At 64.9% G+C, this 18369-nt stretch carries 16 protein-coding genes; 4 read left to right on the top strand and 12 right to left on the bottom strand.

The features are described from left to right. Nucleotides 1-35: 35 nt before the first annotated feature. The 8 genes from I6F24_RS30775 to I6F24_RS30740 form a co-directional block, all read right to left on the bottom strand. Nucleotides 36-851: an exodeoxyribonuclease III gene (locus I6F24_RS30775; RefSeq protein ID WP_036003067.1), complete on the bottom strand. Its 816-nt coding sequence runs from the start codon at nt 849-851 to the stop codon at nt 36-38. A 159-nt stretch (nt 852-1010) separates the two neighbouring features. Then, nucleotides 1011-1769, bottom strand: coding sequence for an outer membrane lipoprotein carrier protein LolA (locus I6F24_RS30770; RefSeq protein ID WP_036003066.1), 759 nt, complete (start codon nt 1767-1769; stop codon nt 1011-1013). A gap of 152 nt (nt 1770-1921) precedes the next feature. Further along, entirely contained in the window at nt 1922-4402 is a 2481-nt protein-coding gene (locus I6F24_RS30765; RefSeq protein WP_225151914.1) for a DNA translocase FtsK, read from the bottom strand. Nucleotides 4403-4411: 9 nt separating this feature from the next. Then, nucleotides 4412-5626, bottom strand: a complete 1215-nt coding sequence (locus tag I6F24_RS30760) for an aminotransferase class I/II-fold pyridoxal phosphate-dependent enzyme (protein ID WP_109141975.1) — start codon at nt 5624-5626, stop codon at nt 4412-4414. Nucleotides 5627-5951: 325 nt separating this feature from the next. After that, complete coding sequence (locus I6F24_RS30755) at nt 5952-7400, bottom strand: ammonium transporter (RefSeq protein WP_036003055.1); 1449 nt, start codon at nt 7398-7400, stop codon at nt 5952-5954. Nucleotides 7401-7437: 37 nt separating this feature from the next. Continuing rightward, complete coding sequence (locus I6F24_RS30750) at nt 7438-7776, bottom strand: P-II family nitrogen regulator (protein WP_008142813.1); 339 nt, start codon at nt 7774-7776, stop codon at nt 7438-7440. 309 nt (nt 7777-8085) lie between these two features. Further along, nucleotides 8086-9387: an ammonium transporter gene (locus tag I6F24_RS30745; protein ID WP_225151912.1), complete on the bottom strand. Its 1302-nt coding sequence runs from the start codon at nt 9385-9387 to the stop codon at nt 8086-8088. A 136-nt stretch (nt 9388-9523) separates the two neighbouring features. Next, nucleotides 9524-9862, bottom strand: a complete 339-nt coding sequence (locus tag I6F24_RS30740) for a P-II family nitrogen regulator (protein WP_008142802.1) — start codon at nt 9860-9862, stop codon at nt 9524-9526. Between the two features lie 261 nt (nt 9863-10123). Here I6F24_RS30740 and I6F24_RS30735 point away from each other — a divergent pair, with 261 nt between their 5' ends. Further along, nucleotides 10124-11002, top strand: coding sequence for a DUF4339 domain-containing protein (locus tag I6F24_RS30735; RefSeq protein ID WP_225151910.1), 879 nt, complete (start codon nt 10124-10126; stop codon nt 11000-11002). 30 nt (nt 11003-11032) lie between these two features. Here I6F24_RS30735 and tesB read toward each other — a convergent pair whose 3' ends face one another. Beyond that, on the bottom strand, nt 11033-11896 hold the full coding sequence (tesB, locus tag I6F24_RS30730) for an acyl-CoA thioesterase II (RefSeq protein WP_036003028.1): 864 nt from the start codon (nt 11894-11896) through the stop codon (nt 11033-11035). Nucleotides 11897-12101: 205 nt separating this feature from the next. On the opposite strand from tesB, the gene I6F24_RS30725 reads away from it, so the two are divergent. Then, nucleotides 12102-13322: a ubiquinone biosynthesis hydroxylase gene (locus I6F24_RS30725; RefSeq protein WP_225151907.1), complete on the top strand. Its 1221-nt coding sequence runs from the start codon at nt 12102-12104 to the stop codon at nt 13320-13322. A gap of 67 nt (nt 13323-13389) precedes the next feature. On the opposite strand, the gene I6F24_RS30720 is transcribed toward I6F24_RS30725, so the two are convergent. Both I6F24_RS30720 and I6F24_RS30715 read right to left on the bottom strand, forming a co-directional pair. After that, nucleotides 13390-13587: a Trm112 family protein gene (locus I6F24_RS30720; RefSeq protein ID WP_036003042.1), complete on the bottom strand. Its 198-nt coding sequence runs from the start codon at nt 13585-13587 to the stop codon at nt 13390-13392. Between the two features lie 57 nt (nt 13588-13644). Then, complete coding sequence (locus tag I6F24_RS30715) at nt 13645-14175, bottom strand: TetR/AcrR family transcriptional regulator (protein ID WP_036024363.1); 531 nt, start codon at nt 14173-14175, stop codon at nt 13645-13647. 90 nt (nt 14176-14265) lie between these two features. On the opposite strand from I6F24_RS30715, the gene I6F24_RS30710 reads away from it, so the two are divergent. Together I6F24_RS30710 and I6F24_RS30705 are read left to right on the top strand one after the other, a co-directional pair. After that, nucleotides 14266-14616: a hypothetical protein gene (locus I6F24_RS30710; RefSeq protein WP_225151905.1), complete on the top strand. Its 351-nt coding sequence runs from the start codon at nt 14266-14268 to the stop codon at nt 14614-14616. Nucleotides 14617-14968: 352 nt separating this feature from the next. After that, nucleotides 14969-17470: an EAL domain-containing protein gene (locus I6F24_RS30705; protein ID WP_225113162.1), complete on the top strand. Its 2502-nt coding sequence runs from the start codon at nt 14969-14971 to the stop codon at nt 17468-17470. Nucleotides 17471-17606: 136 nt separating this feature from the next. On the opposite strand, the gene I6F24_RS30700 is transcribed toward I6F24_RS30705, so the two are convergent. Next, nucleotides 17607-18284: an LON peptidase substrate-binding domain-containing protein gene (locus I6F24_RS30700; RefSeq protein ID WP_036003016.1), complete on the bottom strand. Its 678-nt coding sequence runs from the start codon at nt 18282-18284 to the stop codon at nt 17607-17609. Nucleotides 18285-18369: the final 85 nt, after the last annotated feature.

Raw genomic sequence — 18369 nt, 5'->3', positions numbered from 1 at the left:
CGCCAAGTGGCGCGCCCCGGAATGACGAGGGCGGCTCACACCTCCAGCGTCACCGTCACAGGCACGTGGTCAGATGGCCGCTCCCAGCTGCGCGCATCGCGCAGAATCCTGAAATCGCTGACTGCATCCTTCAGCGCGCGCGAGACCCAGATGTGGTCGAGCCTGCGGCCGCGATCGCCGATGGTCCAGTCGGCGGAGCGGTAGCTCCACCACGTATAGACCTTCTCCGACATCGGGATGCGCTCGCGCGCGACGTCGACCCATTCGCCGGCCGCGAGCGCCGCCTTCAGCTTCTCCGTTTCGACAGGCGTGTGCGAGACCACTTTCAGCAGCTGCTTGTGCGACCACACGTCGTTCTCGTGCGGGGCGACGTTGAGATCGCCGACCAGGATGTGGCGGTCCTCACCGCGCGGATGCAGCGGCTCGCACGCTTTCATCTCGTCGAGGAAGCGGAGCTTGTGGTCGAATTTCTCGTTCAGCGCGGGATCGGGAATGTCGCCGCCCGCGGGCACGTAGAAATTATGCAGCACCAGTGGTTTTGCGATGCCCGCCTTTTCACCGAACGACACCGAGATGTGGCGCGAATCCACCTTGTCGCAGAAGGTGCGGATGTCCTTCGATTCGAACGGGATCTTCGAGATGATGGCGACGCCGTGATAGCCCTTCTGACCGTTCAGCGCGACGTGCTCGTAGCCGAGCCGCTTGAAGCGCTTCAGCGGAAAAGCATCGTCGATGCACTTGGTCTCCTGCAGGCACAGCACTTCTGGCCGCGCGCTCTTGAGAAATTTCGCGACCAGGTCGATGCGTAGCCGCACCGAGTTGATGTTCCAGGTTGTCAGGGAAAGACGCATAGGAAATGCGTCTTAGCATGGATTGGCGTGGGGAAAATGCTTGTCCACAGCGAGCTCTCGTAGGGTGGGCAAAGCGAAGCGTGCCCACCGTGATGGCCGTGAGGAGAGGTGGTGGGCACGGCGCAGAGCGCCTTTGCTCACCCTACGGCAGCGGAGCGCTCAACCCCGCGACGGCGTGTTGTAATTGGTGAAATCGATCTTGAACATGTTGGGGTCGAGCTTCTTGCTCGAGTCCAGATTGTACACCGCAATCGTCGTGTCGTAGCCCTGCGGATCGGTGACGGTCCACTGCTTGAGCTGGCCGTCCTTGGCGCCGAACATCAGCAGCAAGCGGCTGGTGCCGACCAGGGCCTGCTTCTCCTCGATGGTGACGCTGACGAAGACGTCGTCGGCCGAGACGCCAACGACATTGGTGTCCCTCATCAGGTCGATGCGGTCGGACAATAGAAAGCGCAGCGGCGTCTGCGACAGCGGGTAGACGTCCTGGGTCGCGAGCTTGCGGTCGCGCACCACGAGCGAGGATCCGTCGGCGACGATGTCGATCGGGCTCGGCGCATCATATTCGAAGCGTACCTTGCCGGGTTTCTGGATGTAGAAGTCGCCCTGCGTCTTGCTGCCGTCGGGACCGACCTGGACGAAATTCCCGACCAACGTCTGCAGCGACGACAGATAGGCGCTGACCTTGGCCGCCTGCGCTTTCTGGTTGGCGTCGAAGGTCTGGAAGATGCTGCTCGGAACGTTGCGCCGCGGATCCGGGATCACCGGATTGGGCGGCGCCTGCGTCGCGCCGGTGACGGCCGGCCCACCGGCGGTCGCGCCGCCGTCACGCCCCTTCGGCGCGGGCTTCGGCACCGGCACGGTCTGCGCGAAAGACGCAGCGGTCACCATCGCGGCGGTGACGAGAAGCACGCCGGCCATGCGCGCGCTTCGCGCGGCGATCGTGGCAGCGAATCGAATGTCCGGATGTCTGATCAACGCGTCGTCCTGTGTGGCTGGGCGCCCTTTTACCGTGATTTCGGGCAAAAGCAGATATCGAATTTGCGTGAAATGTTGCTCAGAGGCTCCTCGCCTCACATATGGCTGTCTTCTTCCTCGACCAGAATCTCGCGCTTGCCGGCATGGTTGGCGGGACCGACGATGCCTTCCAGTTCCATGCGCTCCATCAGCGATGCGGCGCGGTTGTAGCCGATTTGCAGACGGCGCTGGATGTAGCTGGTCGAGGCCTTGCGATCGCGTTTGACGATCGCAACCGCCTGCTGGAAGAGATCGCCGCCGCCATCGCCGCCCATGCCGGTGGCGTCGAACACGGCACCGTCCTCGTCCTCGGTCGGCTCTTCGGCGGTGACGGCTTCGAGATATTCCGGCTGTCCCTGCGTCTTGAGGTGACGCACCACCTTCTCGACTTCCTCGTCGGAGGCGAACGGTCCGTGCACGCGGCTGATGCGGCCGCCGCCCGCCATGTAGAGCATGTCGCCCTGGCCGAGCAGCTGCTCGGCGCCCATCTCGCCGAGAATGGTGCGGCTGTCGATCTTGGAGGTGACCTGGAAGGCGATACGGGTCGGGAAGTTCGCCTTGATGGTGCCGGTGATGACGTCGACCGACGGACGCTGCGTCGCCAGGATCACGTGCAGGCCGGCGGCGCGCGCCATCTGCGCCAGACGCTGCACCGCGCCTTCGATGTCCTTGCCGGCGACCATCATCAGGTCGGCCATTTCGTCGACGATGATGACGATGTAGGGCAGCGGATCGAGCGAGAGCTTCTCTTCCTCGTAGATCGCCTTGCCGGTCTCCTTGTCGAAGCCGGTATGCACCGTGCGCGTCGGCTCCTCGCCCTTGGCCTTCAATTCGAGCAGGCGCGTGTTGTAACCGTCGATGTTGCGCACACCGAGCTTGGCCATGTTCTTGTAGCGCTCTTCCATCTCGCGCACGGCCCATTTCAGCGCGACCACCGCCTTCTTCGGGTCGGTCACAACAGGCGTGAGCAGATGGGGAATGCCGTCATAGACGGAGAGCTCGAGCATCTTCGGATCGACCATGATCAGGCGGCACTGGTCCGGCCGCAGCCGGTAGACCAGGCTGAGGATCATGGTGTTGATCGCGACCGACTTGCCCGAGCCGGTGGTACCGGCGATCAGCATGTGCGGGGTGCGCGCGAGGTCGATGATGACGGGGTCGCCGCCGATGGTCTTGCCGAGGCAGAGCGGCAGCTTCGCCACCGTGTCGGTCGCCTCCTTCGCCACCAGCAATTCGCGCAAATAGACTTTCTCGCGATGCGCGTTCGGCAGCTCGATGCCGATCGCGTTGCGGCCGGGCACGACGGCGACGCGTGCCGACAGCGCGCTCATCGAGCGGGCGATGTCGTCGGCAAGGCCGATCACGCGCGAGGACTTGATGCCGGGCGCCGGCTCCAGCTCGTACAGCGTAACGACCGGACCGGGATTGGCCTTCACGATCTCGCCGCGCACGCCGAAATCCTGCAGCACGCCTTCGAGCGAACGGGAATTGTTCTCCAGCTCGGCCTTGCTGAGCGGCTGGCGATCGCCGGCCTTTGGTGCGGCCAGCATGGAGACGGACGGGAGGTCGAACTTGTCGGAGGATTTCTTGGAAGCGGGCTTCGGCGCGGCTTTCTTCTTCGGGGGGCGCGCGGCGGGCTCCTCCTCTTCCTCCTCCTCGTCCTCCAATTCGTCTTCGTGCTCGTCCTCGTAGTCCTCGTCTTGAGACTGCGGCGAGATCGACGGCGCCGAGCGGCCGCCGCCGAGATTCGGCTCCTGCCGGCTGAACTGGGCGGCCTTGGTCTTCGGTCCGCTCGAGACCAGCGAGCGGTAGGCGGCACCACACAGCCAGATCAGCCGCGCCTTGGTGCTCATCAATGCATGGAACAGCCAGCCCAGCGAGACCGAACCCCGATCGCTCTCCTCGTCTTCGTCGAGCGGCTTGTCGTCATCGGCGACCTCAGCGATCTCGTCGTCTTGCTCGCGCGCGCCGAGGCCGCAGGCGATCAGGAAGGTCGCTGTCATCGCGGCGAACAGGATCGTGCCCAGCACGATGCGATAGATCGTACCGGCCGGCCCGAAGATCACCGCGGGCGCGCGCACCAGCGCATCGCCGACCACGCCGCCGAGGCCGGTCGGCAGCGGCCAGGCCCCGCCATGCTGAAAGCAACTGACGAAGCCTGCCGCGATCACCGTGCAGAGAATCCAGGAGCCGAGCCGCAGCGCCTCGCGGTCGAACGGCCGATGCGTCATCATACGCCAGCCCCAGACCGCAACGGTCAGGACCAGCATGATCGCGCCGAGCCCCAGGATCTGCATGGCGAGATCGGCGCCGATCGCGCCGGCATAGCCGAGGATGTTGCGGATCGGCCGCGAGGTCGCGTGGCTGAGACTGGGATCCTGCACCGACCACGTCATCAGCGCCGCCGCGGCGATGCCCGCCAGCGCGATCAGGCCGAGGCCGGCGAGCTCGCGCATGCGCCGCGCCAGCCCCTCGCGGATCGAGGGCGGCAGATGGCCGACCAGAGGAATGACGCGTTCGATTGCCGACATGCTCACGGGCCCCGCCTAACCCAGAGTCTCGACCAGCCGGTGCAGCGCCTGCGCCGTGGTCTCGCCGTCCTGCACCAGTGCGAGGCGGATATAGCCTGCGCCGGGATTGAATCCGTCAGGCTGCTGTCGCGCCAGGAAGCTGCCGGGCACCACGCGCACGCCGGCTTCCTTGAACAGCTTGAGCGTCACCGACACGTCGTCGCCGATCTCGGAGGTGTTGAGCCAGACGCAGAAGCCGGCATCGGGGCGGCGATAGCCGTAACGATTGCCGATGATCTGGTCGGCGAGGTCGAACTTGATCCGGTACAGCCGCCGATTCTCCTCGACATGCGCCTCGTCGCCATAGGCGACCGTCGCGACATGCTGCAGCGGCACCGGCACCTGGGGCGCGGCGATGTTGCGCAGCTCGAGGAACATGCCGATGAACCTCTTGTCGCCGGCGGCAAAGCCGACGCGCAGGCCCGGCAGGTTGGAGCGCTTCGACAGTGACTGGAACGCGACCACGCGCGTGAAGTCGGGGCCGGCGCATTCCAGCGCGCTGCCGGGTGCCTCGCGGGTGTAGATCTCGGAATAACATTCGTCGCTGAGGATCACGAAGCCGTAGCGGTCGGCGAGCTGCTTCAAGCGTTTGAAATAGCCGGGCCTCGCGACCGAGCCCTGCGGATTGGCGGGCGAAGCCAGGTAGAACGCCACCGTGCGCGCCAGGGTCGCTTCGTCGATGGCGTCGAGGTCGGGCAGGAAGCCGTTCTCGACCGTGGTCGGCAGATGGACCGGCTCGCAAGCGGCCGCAAGCGCGCCCGCGCCGTAGACCGGATAGAACGGGTTCGGCATCAGGATCGCGGGCTTGCCCGGACGCGGGCCGACATAGCGCGCGGCCGCGATCGCGGCGAGGAACAGCCCCTCGCGGCTGCCATTGAGGACGAGAATCTCGCTCTCGGGATCGAGCGGCCGCGGCAGCTTGAACCGCGTCGACAGCCAGGCCCCGGCGGCGTTGCGGAACGGATCGGTACCCTTGTTCGCGGGATAACGGCCGAAATCGGCGATGTGCTTGGCCAGCACCGGGCCGACGAAGTCGGGCACGGGATGCTGGGGCTCGCCGACCGCAAGCGAAATCAAGGGCTTGCCCGGCTGATGCGGGGCCAGCAGCTCGTTCAGCCGGACGAAGGGCGAGCGTTCGGAATCGGAGCCATTACCGCCCTGCGGCGCACGGGATGAAGCGGTCAGAGCCATTCGTTGGGCGCCAGTACTCTTGGAACGGCCGGTCGCTACCATAGGCGCCGGCGGGAAGCGGTTCAGTTCACCATAGATAGGGCGAGGTTAAGACGCGATTAACCATCGGCCGCCGCCCGCGTCCAGAGCGGGAATAATGGGGCCGGAGACAGCGGCGTACATGGACGGTCCACCCTCCCCTGGAGGTGCCTGCAGGCGGAGCCATCAAAAGAAAGGGGCTCCAGCTTGCGCTGGAGCCCCTCAACGGTCAGGGCATTGCCGGGTATGTGCCCGAACCGTAGTTGTGGACGCGGTCCCCGAAGAGACCGCGCCCGGGAGGAGAGGGTCACATGTTGTAGGCGCGCTCGGTGTGCTCGGTGATGTCGAGGCCTTCACGCTCGCTCTCGACATTGGCGCGGAGGCCGACGATCACATCGACAACCTTGAAGAGGATCGCCGAGCCGACGCCCGACCACACCAGCGTGGTGCAGACGGCCTTGATCTGGGCGAGCATCTGCGTGGCGAAGTCGTAATCGGCGACCTTCGGCGGGATCGCCGAATAGTCGATGATGCCGGCGCCGCCGAGCGCGGGGTTGACCAGAATGCCGGTGCCGATGGCGCCGACGATGCCGCCGATGCAGTGCACGCCGAACACGTCGAGGGAGTCATCGTAGCCGAGCGCGTTCTTCACCACGGTGCAGAAGAACAGGCAGACCACGCCGACGACGAGGCCGAGGACGATCGCTCCCATGACGCCGGAGAAGCCGGCGGCGGGCGTGACGGCCACGAGGCCCGCGACGGCGCCTGAGATCACGCCGAGCACGGAGGGATGACCCTTGATGATCCACTCCGCGAACATCCACGACAGCGCGGCGGCTGCGGTGGCGACGAAGGAGTTGGTCATGGCGAGCGCAGCGCCGCCGCTGGCCTCGAGATTGGAGCCGGCATTGAAGCCGAACCAGCCGACCCAGAGCAGCGAGGCGCCGATCATCGACATGGTCAGCGAGTGCGGGGCCATCAGCTCCTTGCCGTAGCCGACGCGCTTGCCGATCAGGAGAGCGCCGACCAAGCCCGCGATACCGGCGTTGATGTGCACCACGGTGCCGCCCGCGAAGTCGATCGCGCCCATCTTGAAGATCCAGCCGGCATCGGCGTTGAGCTCGTCGAGCTTGGCCTGGGCCGCGGTCTTCGCCGCCGCGTCAGTAGCGGCAGCCAACGCTTTGGCCGCATCCTGGATCAGGTCCGGACCCTGCCAGTACCAGACCATGTGCGCGATCGGGAAATAGACCAGCGTCACCCAGAGCGGAACGAACAGCGCGATCGCCGCGAACTTCATGCGCTCGGCGAAGGCGCCGACGATGAGAGCGGGCGTGATCGCCGCGAAGGTCATCTGGAAGCAGACGTAAATCAGCTCCGAGATGTTGGCGTCGACCGAGAAGGTCGCGGCCTTCGTGTCGGTGGTGACGCCCATCATGAAGGCCTTGGAGAAGCCGCCAATGAAGTCGGAGCCGCCGGTGAAGGTGAGGCTGTAGCCGTATACGGCCCAGATCACGCAGACGACGCAGACGGTGTAGAACACCTGCATCAGGACCGAGAGCATGTTCTTGGAACGAACCAGACCGCCGTAGAACAGCGCGAGGCCGGGGATCGTCATCAACAGCACCAGCACTGTCGATGTCAGCATCCAGGCGTTGTCTCCCTTGTTGACCGTTGGCTCGGCGTAGGCTGCGGTCGCAGCGAACAGGCCGACTGCGAGAGCCGCCAGTCCCGCGCCATAGGGACGCTTGAACGTCATATTGTTTACTCCTGCTTGGATAAGGTTGAGCGCGAAATCAGAGGGCCGCGGCATCGGCCTCGCCGGTGCGGATACGCACCGCGTGGTCGAGGTTGATGACGAAGATCTTGCCGTCGCCGATCTGTCCGGTTTTCGCGGCGGACGTGATGGCATCGATGGTCTTGTCGACCTGGTCGGAGGCGACAGCGACCTCGATCTTGATCTTGGGCAGGAAGCTCACGGCATATTCGGCGCCGCGATAGATTTCCGTATGGCCCTTCTGGCGGCCATACCCCTTGACTTCCGTCACCGTGAGACCGTGAACGCCGATGGCGGTCAGGGCGTCACGGACTTCTTCAAGCTTGAATGGCTTGATGATCGCCATAACAATTTTCATGGGTCCTATCCCCGCTTGGGCCCGGTCCGGACGTGGCCGGGCGTTCTCGACTGGTTCGCCACGAGGGAGAAGTTTCACTACGCGGGCACAGCCGGACCCCTAGAATCAAATGCCGTGCCAGATCAGGCGGATTGCCTAACGGACTATGAAGACGGGGGTTTTCGCCTTTGGCGGGTGTTGCGATGCAGTGCGCTATTACGTCGCGCTCAAAACGTGGTCACGCCTGCTGAAAATAAGGGCAAGACAGGCTCCCGACACAATGTTGCTCACGTGTCGGGCAGCGAGGCGGTATTTACGTAGCGTCGGCGCCTATTGCAGGGCTTCACCGTGCTGCGAAATATCCAGACCCTCCAGCTCGTGCTCACGGGATACGCGCAAGGGCACGAACAGGCCGACCAGCTTGAGCAGGATGAAGCTGACGCCCGCCGACCAGACGAAGGTCACGGCGACCCCATAGAACTGGATCAGGAGCTGCTGCGGATTGCCCTCCAGCAGGCCGGCGGTGCCGCCGATGGCGCTGGTGGCGAACACGCCGCCGAGCAGGGTGCCGGTCAGGCCGCCGATGCCGTGGACGCCGAAGACGTCGAGCGAATCGTCGTAGTCGAAGCGGTGCTTCAGCCAGGTACAGGCCCAGTAGCAGAGTGCACCGGCAATGATGCCGATGACGATGCCGTGCCATGGCGCGACGAAGCCCGAGGCCGGCGTGATGGTGCCGAGACCTGCGACCGCGCCGGAGATCATGCCGAGCACCGAGGGCTTGCGCCGCGTCGCCCATTCGATCGCGCCCCAGGTCAGCGCGCCCGCGCAGGCGGCCAGATGGGTCGCGATGATCGCCATCACCGCGCGTGAGTTCGCTCCGAGTGCCGAGCCGCCGTTGAAGCCGAACCAGCCGACCCACAACAGGCCGGTGCCCATCACTGCGAGCGACAGATCGAACGGCGAGAGATTCTCGGTGCCGTAGCCGTGACGGCGTCCCATCACCTTGGCTGCAACGAGGCCGCCGGTGCCGGCCGACAGATGCACGACGAGACCGCCGGCGAAATCGAGCACGCCCATGCTGGCGAGGAAGCCGCCACCCCACACCCAATGCGCCAGCGGAATGTAGACGAAGATGAACCAGGCGACCGAGAACAGGAGATAGGCGGAGAACCGCATGCGGTCGGCGACCGAGCCGGCGACCAGCGCCACCGTGATGATGGCAAACGTCATCTGGTACAGCATGAACAGCGATTCCGGGATCGTCTTCGCCGCGGGGTTGACGCTGTCCATGGTCATGCCCGCGAGAAACCAGCGATCGAGCGTGCCGATCCAGGGGCCGTCGCCGACGAAGCACAGCGAGTAGCCGAACGCCACCCAGAGGATTGAGATCAGCATCACCGCGGCCAGGCTCTGCGCCATGGTGGCGAGCACGTTCTTCTTGCGCACCATGCCGGAATAGAACAGCGCAAGCCCCGGGATCGTCATCATCAGCACCAGCGCTGTCGCGACGATCATCCAGGCGGTGTCGGCGGTGCTGATCTCGTTTGCCGCCGCGTGCGCCGGCGCAGCTAGGACGGACACAAATCCGATTGGCGCAGCCTTGGCAGCTGCGCGGCGCGACAATCCCGCCATATCGTTCCCCCCGGCATCAATTGGCGTCGCACATCATGGCGTATTTGCCCGGTGCGATCGAAGCAGTCGTGTCAAAGCGTTTTCGAGCGAAGTGGATACCGGTTCGCGTGACAAGAAAACGCGTCAAAACAAAAAGTCAGAGCGCGTCGCTGTCGGTCTCGCCGGTGCGGATGCGCAGCGCGTGGTCGATCGGCGTGACGAAGATCTTGCCGTCGCCGATCTGGCCGGTGCGCGCCGTCGCGGTGATCACGGCGACCGCCTTGTCGGCGACGTCGGAAGCGACCGCGATCTCGATGCGCAGCTTCGGCAGGAAGTTCACGACATATTCGGCGCCGCGATAGATCTCGGTGTGGCCCTTCTGCCGGCCATAGCCTTTCACCTCGGTCACGGTCATGCCGTGCACGCCGATCGCCGTCAGGGCCTGGCGGACCTCATCGAGCTTGAAGGGTTTGATGATCGCGACGACGAGTTTCATGGTCAGGCCTATTCCCCGGGATGCGCCGCGCCGTATGTCCCCGGCGCTGCGTCAATCTGGCATCTTTCCGGGCAAATGGCACAAAAAAGTTGCAGATTGAAGCGGAAAAACGTTTGGCCAAGGGCGATCATGTGAACGGCCGCCTCTGTACAGGGCAGCTGTTCATCATTCACAATGCATTTTTGGCATGGATGCGGTGAACCCAGGCGTGAACCGAAGCGTCCCGGCCGGTACATACCTAAGTTCGAGGGGGGACGTTCCATGGCGAGTTGGTTCTACGCATCCGAGGGTAAGCAGCAGGGGCCCTTTCCGGAAGGGCAATTCCGCGACCTCGTTGCCCAGGGCGTCGTGCGTCCGGACACCTTGGTCTGGACCGAGGGCATGGCCGGCTGGCAGAAGGCCGCCGAAATTCCCGGCCTGATCGGCGGCGGTGCGCCGCCGATGGTCCCGACGGGCGGAAGTGGCTATGGCGGCGCTGCCGGCTATGCAAGCGGTGGATCGCTCTCGGTCGATTTCAGCATCCTTGAATTCACCTGGCGCAGCATCGTCCTGCTGATCGGAATGATCTTCGTCATCCCGGCGCCCTGGGCCTTCGTCTGGTACACCAGATGGATCGTCTCCTGCGTGAAGGTCCCTGGGCGGCCGAACCTCAGCTTCACCGGCAATGCGATGACGTTGGTGCCGTGGTATTTCGGCTTCATCGTTCTCGCCATCGCGCTCGGCTTCGTCGGCAGCGAGATATTGAGCAATCTGCTGTTCATCGTGCAGATCGTGCTCTACTGGCTCCTGATCAAATGGATGGTCGCGAACCTCGCCTCCAACGGGCAGCCGCTGGGCCTCAGCTTCACCGGTTCGGTCTGGGCCTATATCGGCTGGAATCTGTTGTTTGCGATTTCCATCATCACCATCATCGGCTGGGCCTGGGTGGCCGCGGCCCAGATGCGCTGGTTCTGCCGCAACGTCGAGGGCACCCGGCGCGAGATCGTCTTCAAGGGCAGCGGCCTCGATATCCTCTGGCGCGGCATCGTGGCCGCCATCCTGATGTGCTTCATCATCCCGATCCCGTGGGTGTACCGCTGGATCATGAACTGGTTCGCCTCGCAGACCGAGCTCGCGCCGCGCGGCTCGCTCGGGGCATGATCCGAACGCTTCAGGCGCTGCTTGAAGCGATCAGGCCTTCCGTTCGCGCACCGAGCCTTCCTGCGCGACGGAGGCGACCAGCGTGCCGTCCGGCTTGAAGATCGAGCCGCGGGTCAGCCCCCGTCCCGATTGCGCGCTCGGCGAATCCTGCGCGTAGAGCAGCCATTCGTCGGCGCGGAACGGGCGATGGAACCACATCGCGTGGTCGAGACTCGCCGGCATCATGCGCTTGTCGAACAGCGTGCGGCCATAGCGCGCCATGATCGCATCGAGCAGCGAGAAGTCCGAGGCGTAAGCGAGCGCGCACATGTGCAGCGCCGGATCGTCGGGCAGCTTGGCGGCGGTCTTGATCCAGACGTGGATGCGGCCGTCGTCGATCTTCTGGCCGAAATAACGGCCGAGCTCGACCGGGCGCAGCTCGATCGGCCGATCGGATTCGTAATACCGGCGGATGAAGTCCGGCATCTCCTTGAACATCGGCTGCTTCGCCACCTCCTCCGCCGTGAGCTTTTCCGGCGGCGGCACGTCCGGCATCTTGTCCTGGTGGTCGAACGCAGTCTCCTCCTCGGCGTGGAACGACACCATGATCGAGAAGATCGCGTTGCCGTGCTGGATCGCGGTGACGCGGCGGGTCGAGTAGCTTTTGCCGTCGCGCAGGCGCTCGACCTGATAGATGATCGGGATCTGCGGATCGCCCGGCAGGATGAAATAGCAATGCAGCGAATGCGGCAGCCGGCCCTCCACGGTGCGGCAGGCCGCGACCATCGCCTGCCCGATCACCTGGCCGCCGAACACCCGCTGCCAGCTCGTCTTCGGGCTGTTGCCGCGGAACAGGTTCACCTCGAGCTGCTCGAGGTCGAGGATCCCGATGAGGTCGATCAGTCCTTTGGACATGATGGTGCTTTCCAGTGATGCCTCATTCCGGGGCGCACGCGGTGCGAACCCGAAAATCTCGAGCTGATAAACCTCCGGATTCCGGGTACGCGCGTTGCGCGCCCCGGAATGACGGAACGAAGGGCTAACGGTCCTCGTTTCACCGCACTGTTTCGCCCAGCTCAAGTCTGCTAGCAAGACCGAGAATTGTCCGGGAAGCTTTGGTATGTCGGTACAGGGTAGCATTGTCATCGGTGGCGGCGCGTTTGCCGGCCTTGCGCTGGCCTTGGCGCTACGCCAGGGGCTCGGGCCCGAGATCCCAATCATCGTCGCCGATCCCGCGCTCGGCACGCGGCCGAGCCGCGACCCCCGCGCCACCGCGATCGTCGCCGCCTGCCGCTGCCTGTTCGAGACGATCGGCGCCTGGGACGACGTCCGGGGCGAGGCCCAGCCGATCCTCGACATGGTCGTCACCGATTCCAAGCTCGAGGACGCCACCCGCCCGGTGTTCCTGAACTTCGCCGGCGACGTCGCGCCGGGCGAGCCCTTCGCGCATATGATCGAGAACCGCCGCCTGATCGACGCGCTGGTGGTGCGCGCCGAGGCCGACGGCATCGATCTTCGCGCCACCCCGGTCGCCTCCTACGATGCGCGCACCGACGGCATCGAGGTGACGCTCGGCGACGGCAGCGTGATCGCGGCGGGCCTCTTGGTCGCCGCCGATGGCGCGCGGTCGAAGCTGCGCGAGCGCGCCGGCATCGTCACTCATGGCTGGGAGTACGATCAGTCCGGCATCGTCGTCACCGTCGGCCACGAACGCGATCACGAGGGCCGCGCCGAGGAACACTTCCTGCCGGCCGGCCCGTTCGCGATCCTGCCGCTCACCGGCAAACGCTCCTCGCTGGTGTGGACCGAGCGCCGCACTGAGGCCGCGCGCATCATCGCCCTCAGCGACGAGGAATTCCACGCCGAGCTCGAGCAGCGCTTCGGCCTGCATCTCGGCGAGGTCAGTGTGCTCGACAAGCCGCGGGCGTTTCCGCTGTCTTATTTCGTCGCGCGGTCCTTCATCGCCGAGCGCCTCGCGCTGGTCGGCGACGCTGCCCATGTCATCCACCCCATCGCGGGCCAGGGCCTCAACATGGGCCTGAAGGACGTCGCTGCGCTGGCGGAAGTGGTGGTCGATGCCGCGCGGCTCGGCCTGGATATCGGCGGGGCGGACGTGCTCGAACGCTACCAGCGCTGGCGCCGGTTCGACACCATGGCAATGGGCGTCGCCACCAACTCGCTGAACTTCCTGTTCTCCAACCAGTCGACGCTGTTGCGCACGGTGCGCGACATCGGCCTCGGCCTCGTCGACCGCGCCCCGCCGCTGAAGAACCTCTTCATCCGCCAGGCCGCAGGCCTCACCGGCGAGGTGCCGCGGCTGTTGAAGGGCGAGGCGTTGTAAGGGCGAATGGTGAGTATCGAGTGGCGAGTGGACCCATTCGCCATTCGCCACTCCCCACTCGCTGTTATCAATCGATCTTGCGCGCCTCTTCCGGCAGCATGATCGGGATGCCGTCGCGAATGGGATAAGCGAGCTTGGCGCTGCGCGAGATCAGCTCCTGCCGCTCAGCATCGAATTCCAACGGGCCCTTTGTCAGCGGGCAGACCAGGATCTCCAGCAATTTTGGATCGACGCTGGCTTCGGGACGTTCGGTGGGCGCGTTCATGGAAGTCTCCGGCACTTGCTTGCCTTTAGCATAGAAATTCGCGCCCGCCATCGCGCTTTAGGCGGAGACCATCGCCAGGAGCTCGTCGAGCATGGTCCGCAGCCGCGCGGCCGGGATTGACGGGCCTGACAGGGCGAAACCGAGAAATGTCCAGTACAGGATCTGCGCGCGGGCCTGCGCCGTTGCCGGGGCGAGTCCCCGCTTCTGCAGCAGCTCCTCGATATAATCGAGCCTGCGGCGATCGATGGCACGCACCGCCCCTTGCGCGCTCGCATCGAACGCCGCCCAATTGCGCACCGCGCGTTCGAGGTCGAGCCGCGCGCCGAAGGATCTCCGCAGCAGCATCTTGACCGGCTCGTCGCCGGCGGCTTCGACGTCGGCGATGATCCGCTCGGCCGCGATCTCGCGCCAGCGCTTCAGCACCGCGGCGTGAAACGCGGCGAGATCGGCGAAATGCCAATAGAAGCTGCCGCGCGATACGCCCATGGCCTTGGCGAGCGGCTCGGCCTTCAAGGCCGTGAAGCCGCTCTTGGCCAGGGCCTTGAGGCCCTGGCCAGTCCAATCGTCAGCGGAGAGCTGTTGGTTCATGTCGTTTCCCGGAAGCGCACCATACACTAGTGTATTGACAAGCGCTTGGCCATACGCTATCGAAACATACATGAGTGTATGGAGGCGTCGATGCGGGATCTGCTGCTCCAGTGTGCGGGCGTCGTGACCATCGCCGTTGCGCTCGTTCACGGCTACCTCGGCGAAGCCAAGGTCTTCGCCCGCGCGCGCATCGAGCCGGAGCGCCTCCGCACCTTGATCCGGCTGGTGTGGCAGGCCTCGACCGTGGCCTGGATCGGCGGTGGCGTGCTGCTGATCGCGGCGCCGTGGCTGCAATCGGAGCCGGCTCGCCACTGGATCGTCGCGACCATGGCCTGCGTGTTCGGCTGCTCCGCCCTCGCCAACGCATGGGCGACGCGGGGCCGGCATTTCGGCTGGATGGCGCTCAGTGCGGTCGTCGTGATGTCGGTTGTCGGGTACTAGAACTCATCTAAAGCGGACCAGATCCGTTACCGATCGACCAGGCATTCTTCGGATGCCGTCTCGTCCCTTTCGTGCTCCACGTTGCTGGCGTGGCGCTGATAGGACTCCTGCAGCGCGATGATCACCGGACGCAAGCGCATCCGCGGCCATCTCCAGTCATCCGCAAACGCGCGCAGCGGGCTTCCGGCGCGACCGGCGCGCGGAACGTGTTAGCCCCACAGATCAAATTTTACGGACGGTGTTGGCAAGCCGCTAAGCATGCGATCAGGCGCGGCACAAAATTAACGCGAAGGGCGATTAGCCGGTCCAGCATCGACAAACATCAACAATATCGACGATGGGGCGAAACTGAATGTTCCGCGTTTTCTCCTGCCTTACGGCCGAGCACGATTGGCGGCTCGTCGTGCTCGCTGCTCTGGTCTGCTTCGTTGCCAGCATCGTCGCGGTCAGCATCTTCCACCGCGCGATCGCAACGCGCGGGAGAACCCGGTGGATCTGGATCGCCATTGCCGGCGCGGCCATCGGATACGGCATTTGGGCTACGCATTTCGTCGCGATGCTCGCCTACGAGCCCGGGGTCACGACGGGCTACGGCATCGTGTTGACGGCGTCCTCTCTCGCGGCGGCAATGCTGCTGACCTCGGTCGGCTTCGGCGTCGCGGTCGTCACGTCCGGCCGCTGGCGCGCGGCGGCTGGCGGCGTCATCATCGGTGGCGGCATTGCCAGCATGCACTATCTCGGAATGTGGGCGCTCGAAGTGCCGGGCCGAGTCTCCTGGTCCGTGGACCTCGTGCTCCTCTCCATCGTTCTGGGCATGTGTTTTGGCTACGCTGCGCTGGCGGCAGCGCTCACCCGTCAGGGTTATAGCGGCACGCTGGCAGCCGCCACCCTGCTGACGCTCGCCATCGTGTCGCATCACTTCACGGCCATGGGCGCCGTGCAGATCACACCGGATCCGGCGCTCGCGACCGATACGCTTTCGCTGTCTCCGGCCTTCCTCGCGCTCGCCATCGCCGGCGTCGCATTGTCCGTGCTGGGCATGAGCCTGATCGGAGTGCTGGCCGATCGTCGTCTGGCGACCAGAACCGCCAGGTTCGAGGAGATCATCAGCCAGCTCTCCATCGCCCGGCAGCAGCTCGAAGGGTCGCAGAACGAGCTCAAGGAACAGAAGCTGAGGCTGGACACGGCCATCAACCATATGGTCGAGGGCCTTTGCATGTTCGACGCCGGGAAGCGGCTCGTCATCTGCAACGAGCGTTACGCCCGTTTGTACCGGCTGCCGCCGGAATTGCTGCGTGCGGGAACTCCGCACCGCGACATCATCCGTCATCGCGTCACCAGCGGCATACTCGAAGGCGAGGCCAGCGATTTCGCCGCCGAACGGCAGATCGCCAGGCTCGAAGCACTGCCGATCCATGCCGTCTCGAGCCGCATCGATGCGTTCGCCGATGGGCGGCTGATCTGCGTGACGCGGCAGCCGATGGCCGGCGGCGGCTGGGTGGCTACGCATCTGGATGTCACCGAGCAACGCCGGTCCGAAGCGAAGATCACCTACATGGCGGAACACGATGCGCTCACCGAGCTGCCGAACCGCGTGCTGCTCAAGGCGCGTCTGGAGCCTGCACTTGCCGATACGCGTGGCGGAAATCTCCATCTGGCGGTTCTCCTGCTCGACCTCGACCGCTTCAAGGAGGTCAACGACACGCTCGGACATCCGGCGGGCGACCTGCTGCTGCGCTCAGTCGCGGCGCGCTTGCTGGATTGCATCAGGGAGACGACGTTCGTCGCCCGACTGGGCGGCGACGAATTCGCAATCGTCGACTACGTGACCAATCCGGCTGCGGACGCGGCCTCTCTCGCCGAGGCGATCCATGGCGCGCTCAGCGAGCCGTTCGATCTCGGCGATCATCAGGTCATTGTCGGCACCAGCATCGGGATCGCCCTTGCGCCCCGAGACGGCGCCGATTCCGACACGATCCTCAGGAGCGCAGATCTTGCCCTCTACTCGGCCAAGAGCGGCGGACGTGGTGCATTCCGCTTCTTCGAGCCGGAGCTGGACCGGCTCCTGCATGCGCGCCGGAACCTGGAGCGGGATCTGCGGAAGGCGCTTGCGAGGAGCGAATTCGAACTCCACTACCAGCCGTTCGTCAATTTGAAGAGCGGCGAGACCTGTGGCTTCGAGGCGTTGCTGCGTTGGCACCACCCCGAGCGGGGTCTGGTCTCGCCCGGCGAATTCATTCCCGTCGCGGAGGAAACTGGCTTGATCCTGCCGCTGGGGGAATGGGTGTTGAGAACCGCCTGTGCCGAAGCGGCAAAATGGCGTTCCGACCTGAAGATCGCGATCAACCTGTCTCCAGCGCAATTCAGGAGCAAGGAGCTCGTGTCGACGATCGTGAGCGCACTGGCGGCGTCGGGGATTGCTTCAGACCGGCTCGAGCTCGAGGTCACCGAAACCGTCATCATGCATGACAGCGGGACCGTATTCGCAGCACTCAGCCAGCTGCGCGAGCTCGGGGTGCGGATTGCCCTCGACGATTTCGGCACCGGCTATTCGTCGCTCAGCTTTCTGCAGAAGTTTCCCTTCGACAAGATCAAGATCGATCGCAGCTTCGTCAGCGAGCTGTCCAGTCCGATGGAGGAGCCCCATCGGATCGCGCGGGCCGTGGTCCAGTTCGCCACGAGTCTCGGTAAGACGTCCACCGCCGAAGGCGTCGAAACCGCCGAGCAGCTGGACATCCTGCGCCAGGAGGGCTGCGTCGAGGCCCAGGGCTTCCACCTCAGCCCGCCGATACGAGCCTCGACGATCGCACGGCTTGCGGATCGAAAGGCCGAGGCCGGCGAGTTTGCCGCATAGAGCATGATCCGGACCCGAAGGGCCGCGTCAGCGCAAAGTGTGTAGCGGTTTTCCGAAAAGATCATGCTCAAACCAAAAAACCCAAAGCGCGATGAGGATTCATCCTAATCGCATCGCGCTTTGGGTCGCTTGACGATCACTGCAGCGGCGGGTCGCCGCTAGTGCGCTTCTTGGCGAGGTCCATCTCGGTGACGGCGATCAGGATCTCGGCGCGGGTCTTCAGGTCGGGCGCCTCCAGCATGGCCTGCTTTTCCGCGGGGCCGTAGGGCGACATCATCGCGAGCGCATTGACGAGGGCTTCATTGGGCGCGCTCTCGACGCCCTCCCAGTCGACCTTGAGGTTGTTGGCCTTCAGGAAGTCCGCCAGCACCGCCAGCAGCGCCTCGCGGTCGACCTCCTCCTCGCCGCGGCGCGCGGTGAAATCGTCGACGTAGGCGAAGAAGTCCACCTTGCACTGCCGATAGGGGGTGAGCACCTCGAGCTCCTCGACCACCTTGAAGCGCGAAACGCCGGTGAGCTCGAGGATGTAGCGGCCGTCGCCGGACTCGGCGAGCTGGGTGATGCGGCCGACGCAGCCGACGCGGAACAGCGCCGGCTTGTCGGAATCCTTCCGCGAATGCGCGATGTCGGGCTGGATCATGCCGATCAGGCGATGGCCGTCGCGGAAGGAATCGTCGACCATCGAAAGGTAGCGCGGCTCGAAGATGTTGAGCGGCATCTGGCCGCGCGGCAGCAGCAGCGCGCCCGGCAGCGGGAAGACCGGAATGATCTCCGGGAGGTCGGCGGGCCCGCGATATTCGATGTTGATCGGCATCTGCCCGGTCCCCTGGCGTTGCTAGCGCATGATCCGGATCCGAAGGACCGCGTTAGCGCAAAGTGTGGAGCGGTTTTCCGAACAG

Origin of the sequence: Bradyrhizobium sp. BRP23 (genome assembly GCF_020194135.1) — a bacterium.
GTDB classification, from domain to species: Bacteria; Pseudomonadota; Alphaproteobacteria; order Rhizobiales; family Xanthobacteraceae; genus Bradyrhizobium; species Bradyrhizobium yuanmingense.
This window is presented reverse-complemented; position numbering and strand designations above follow the sequence as displayed.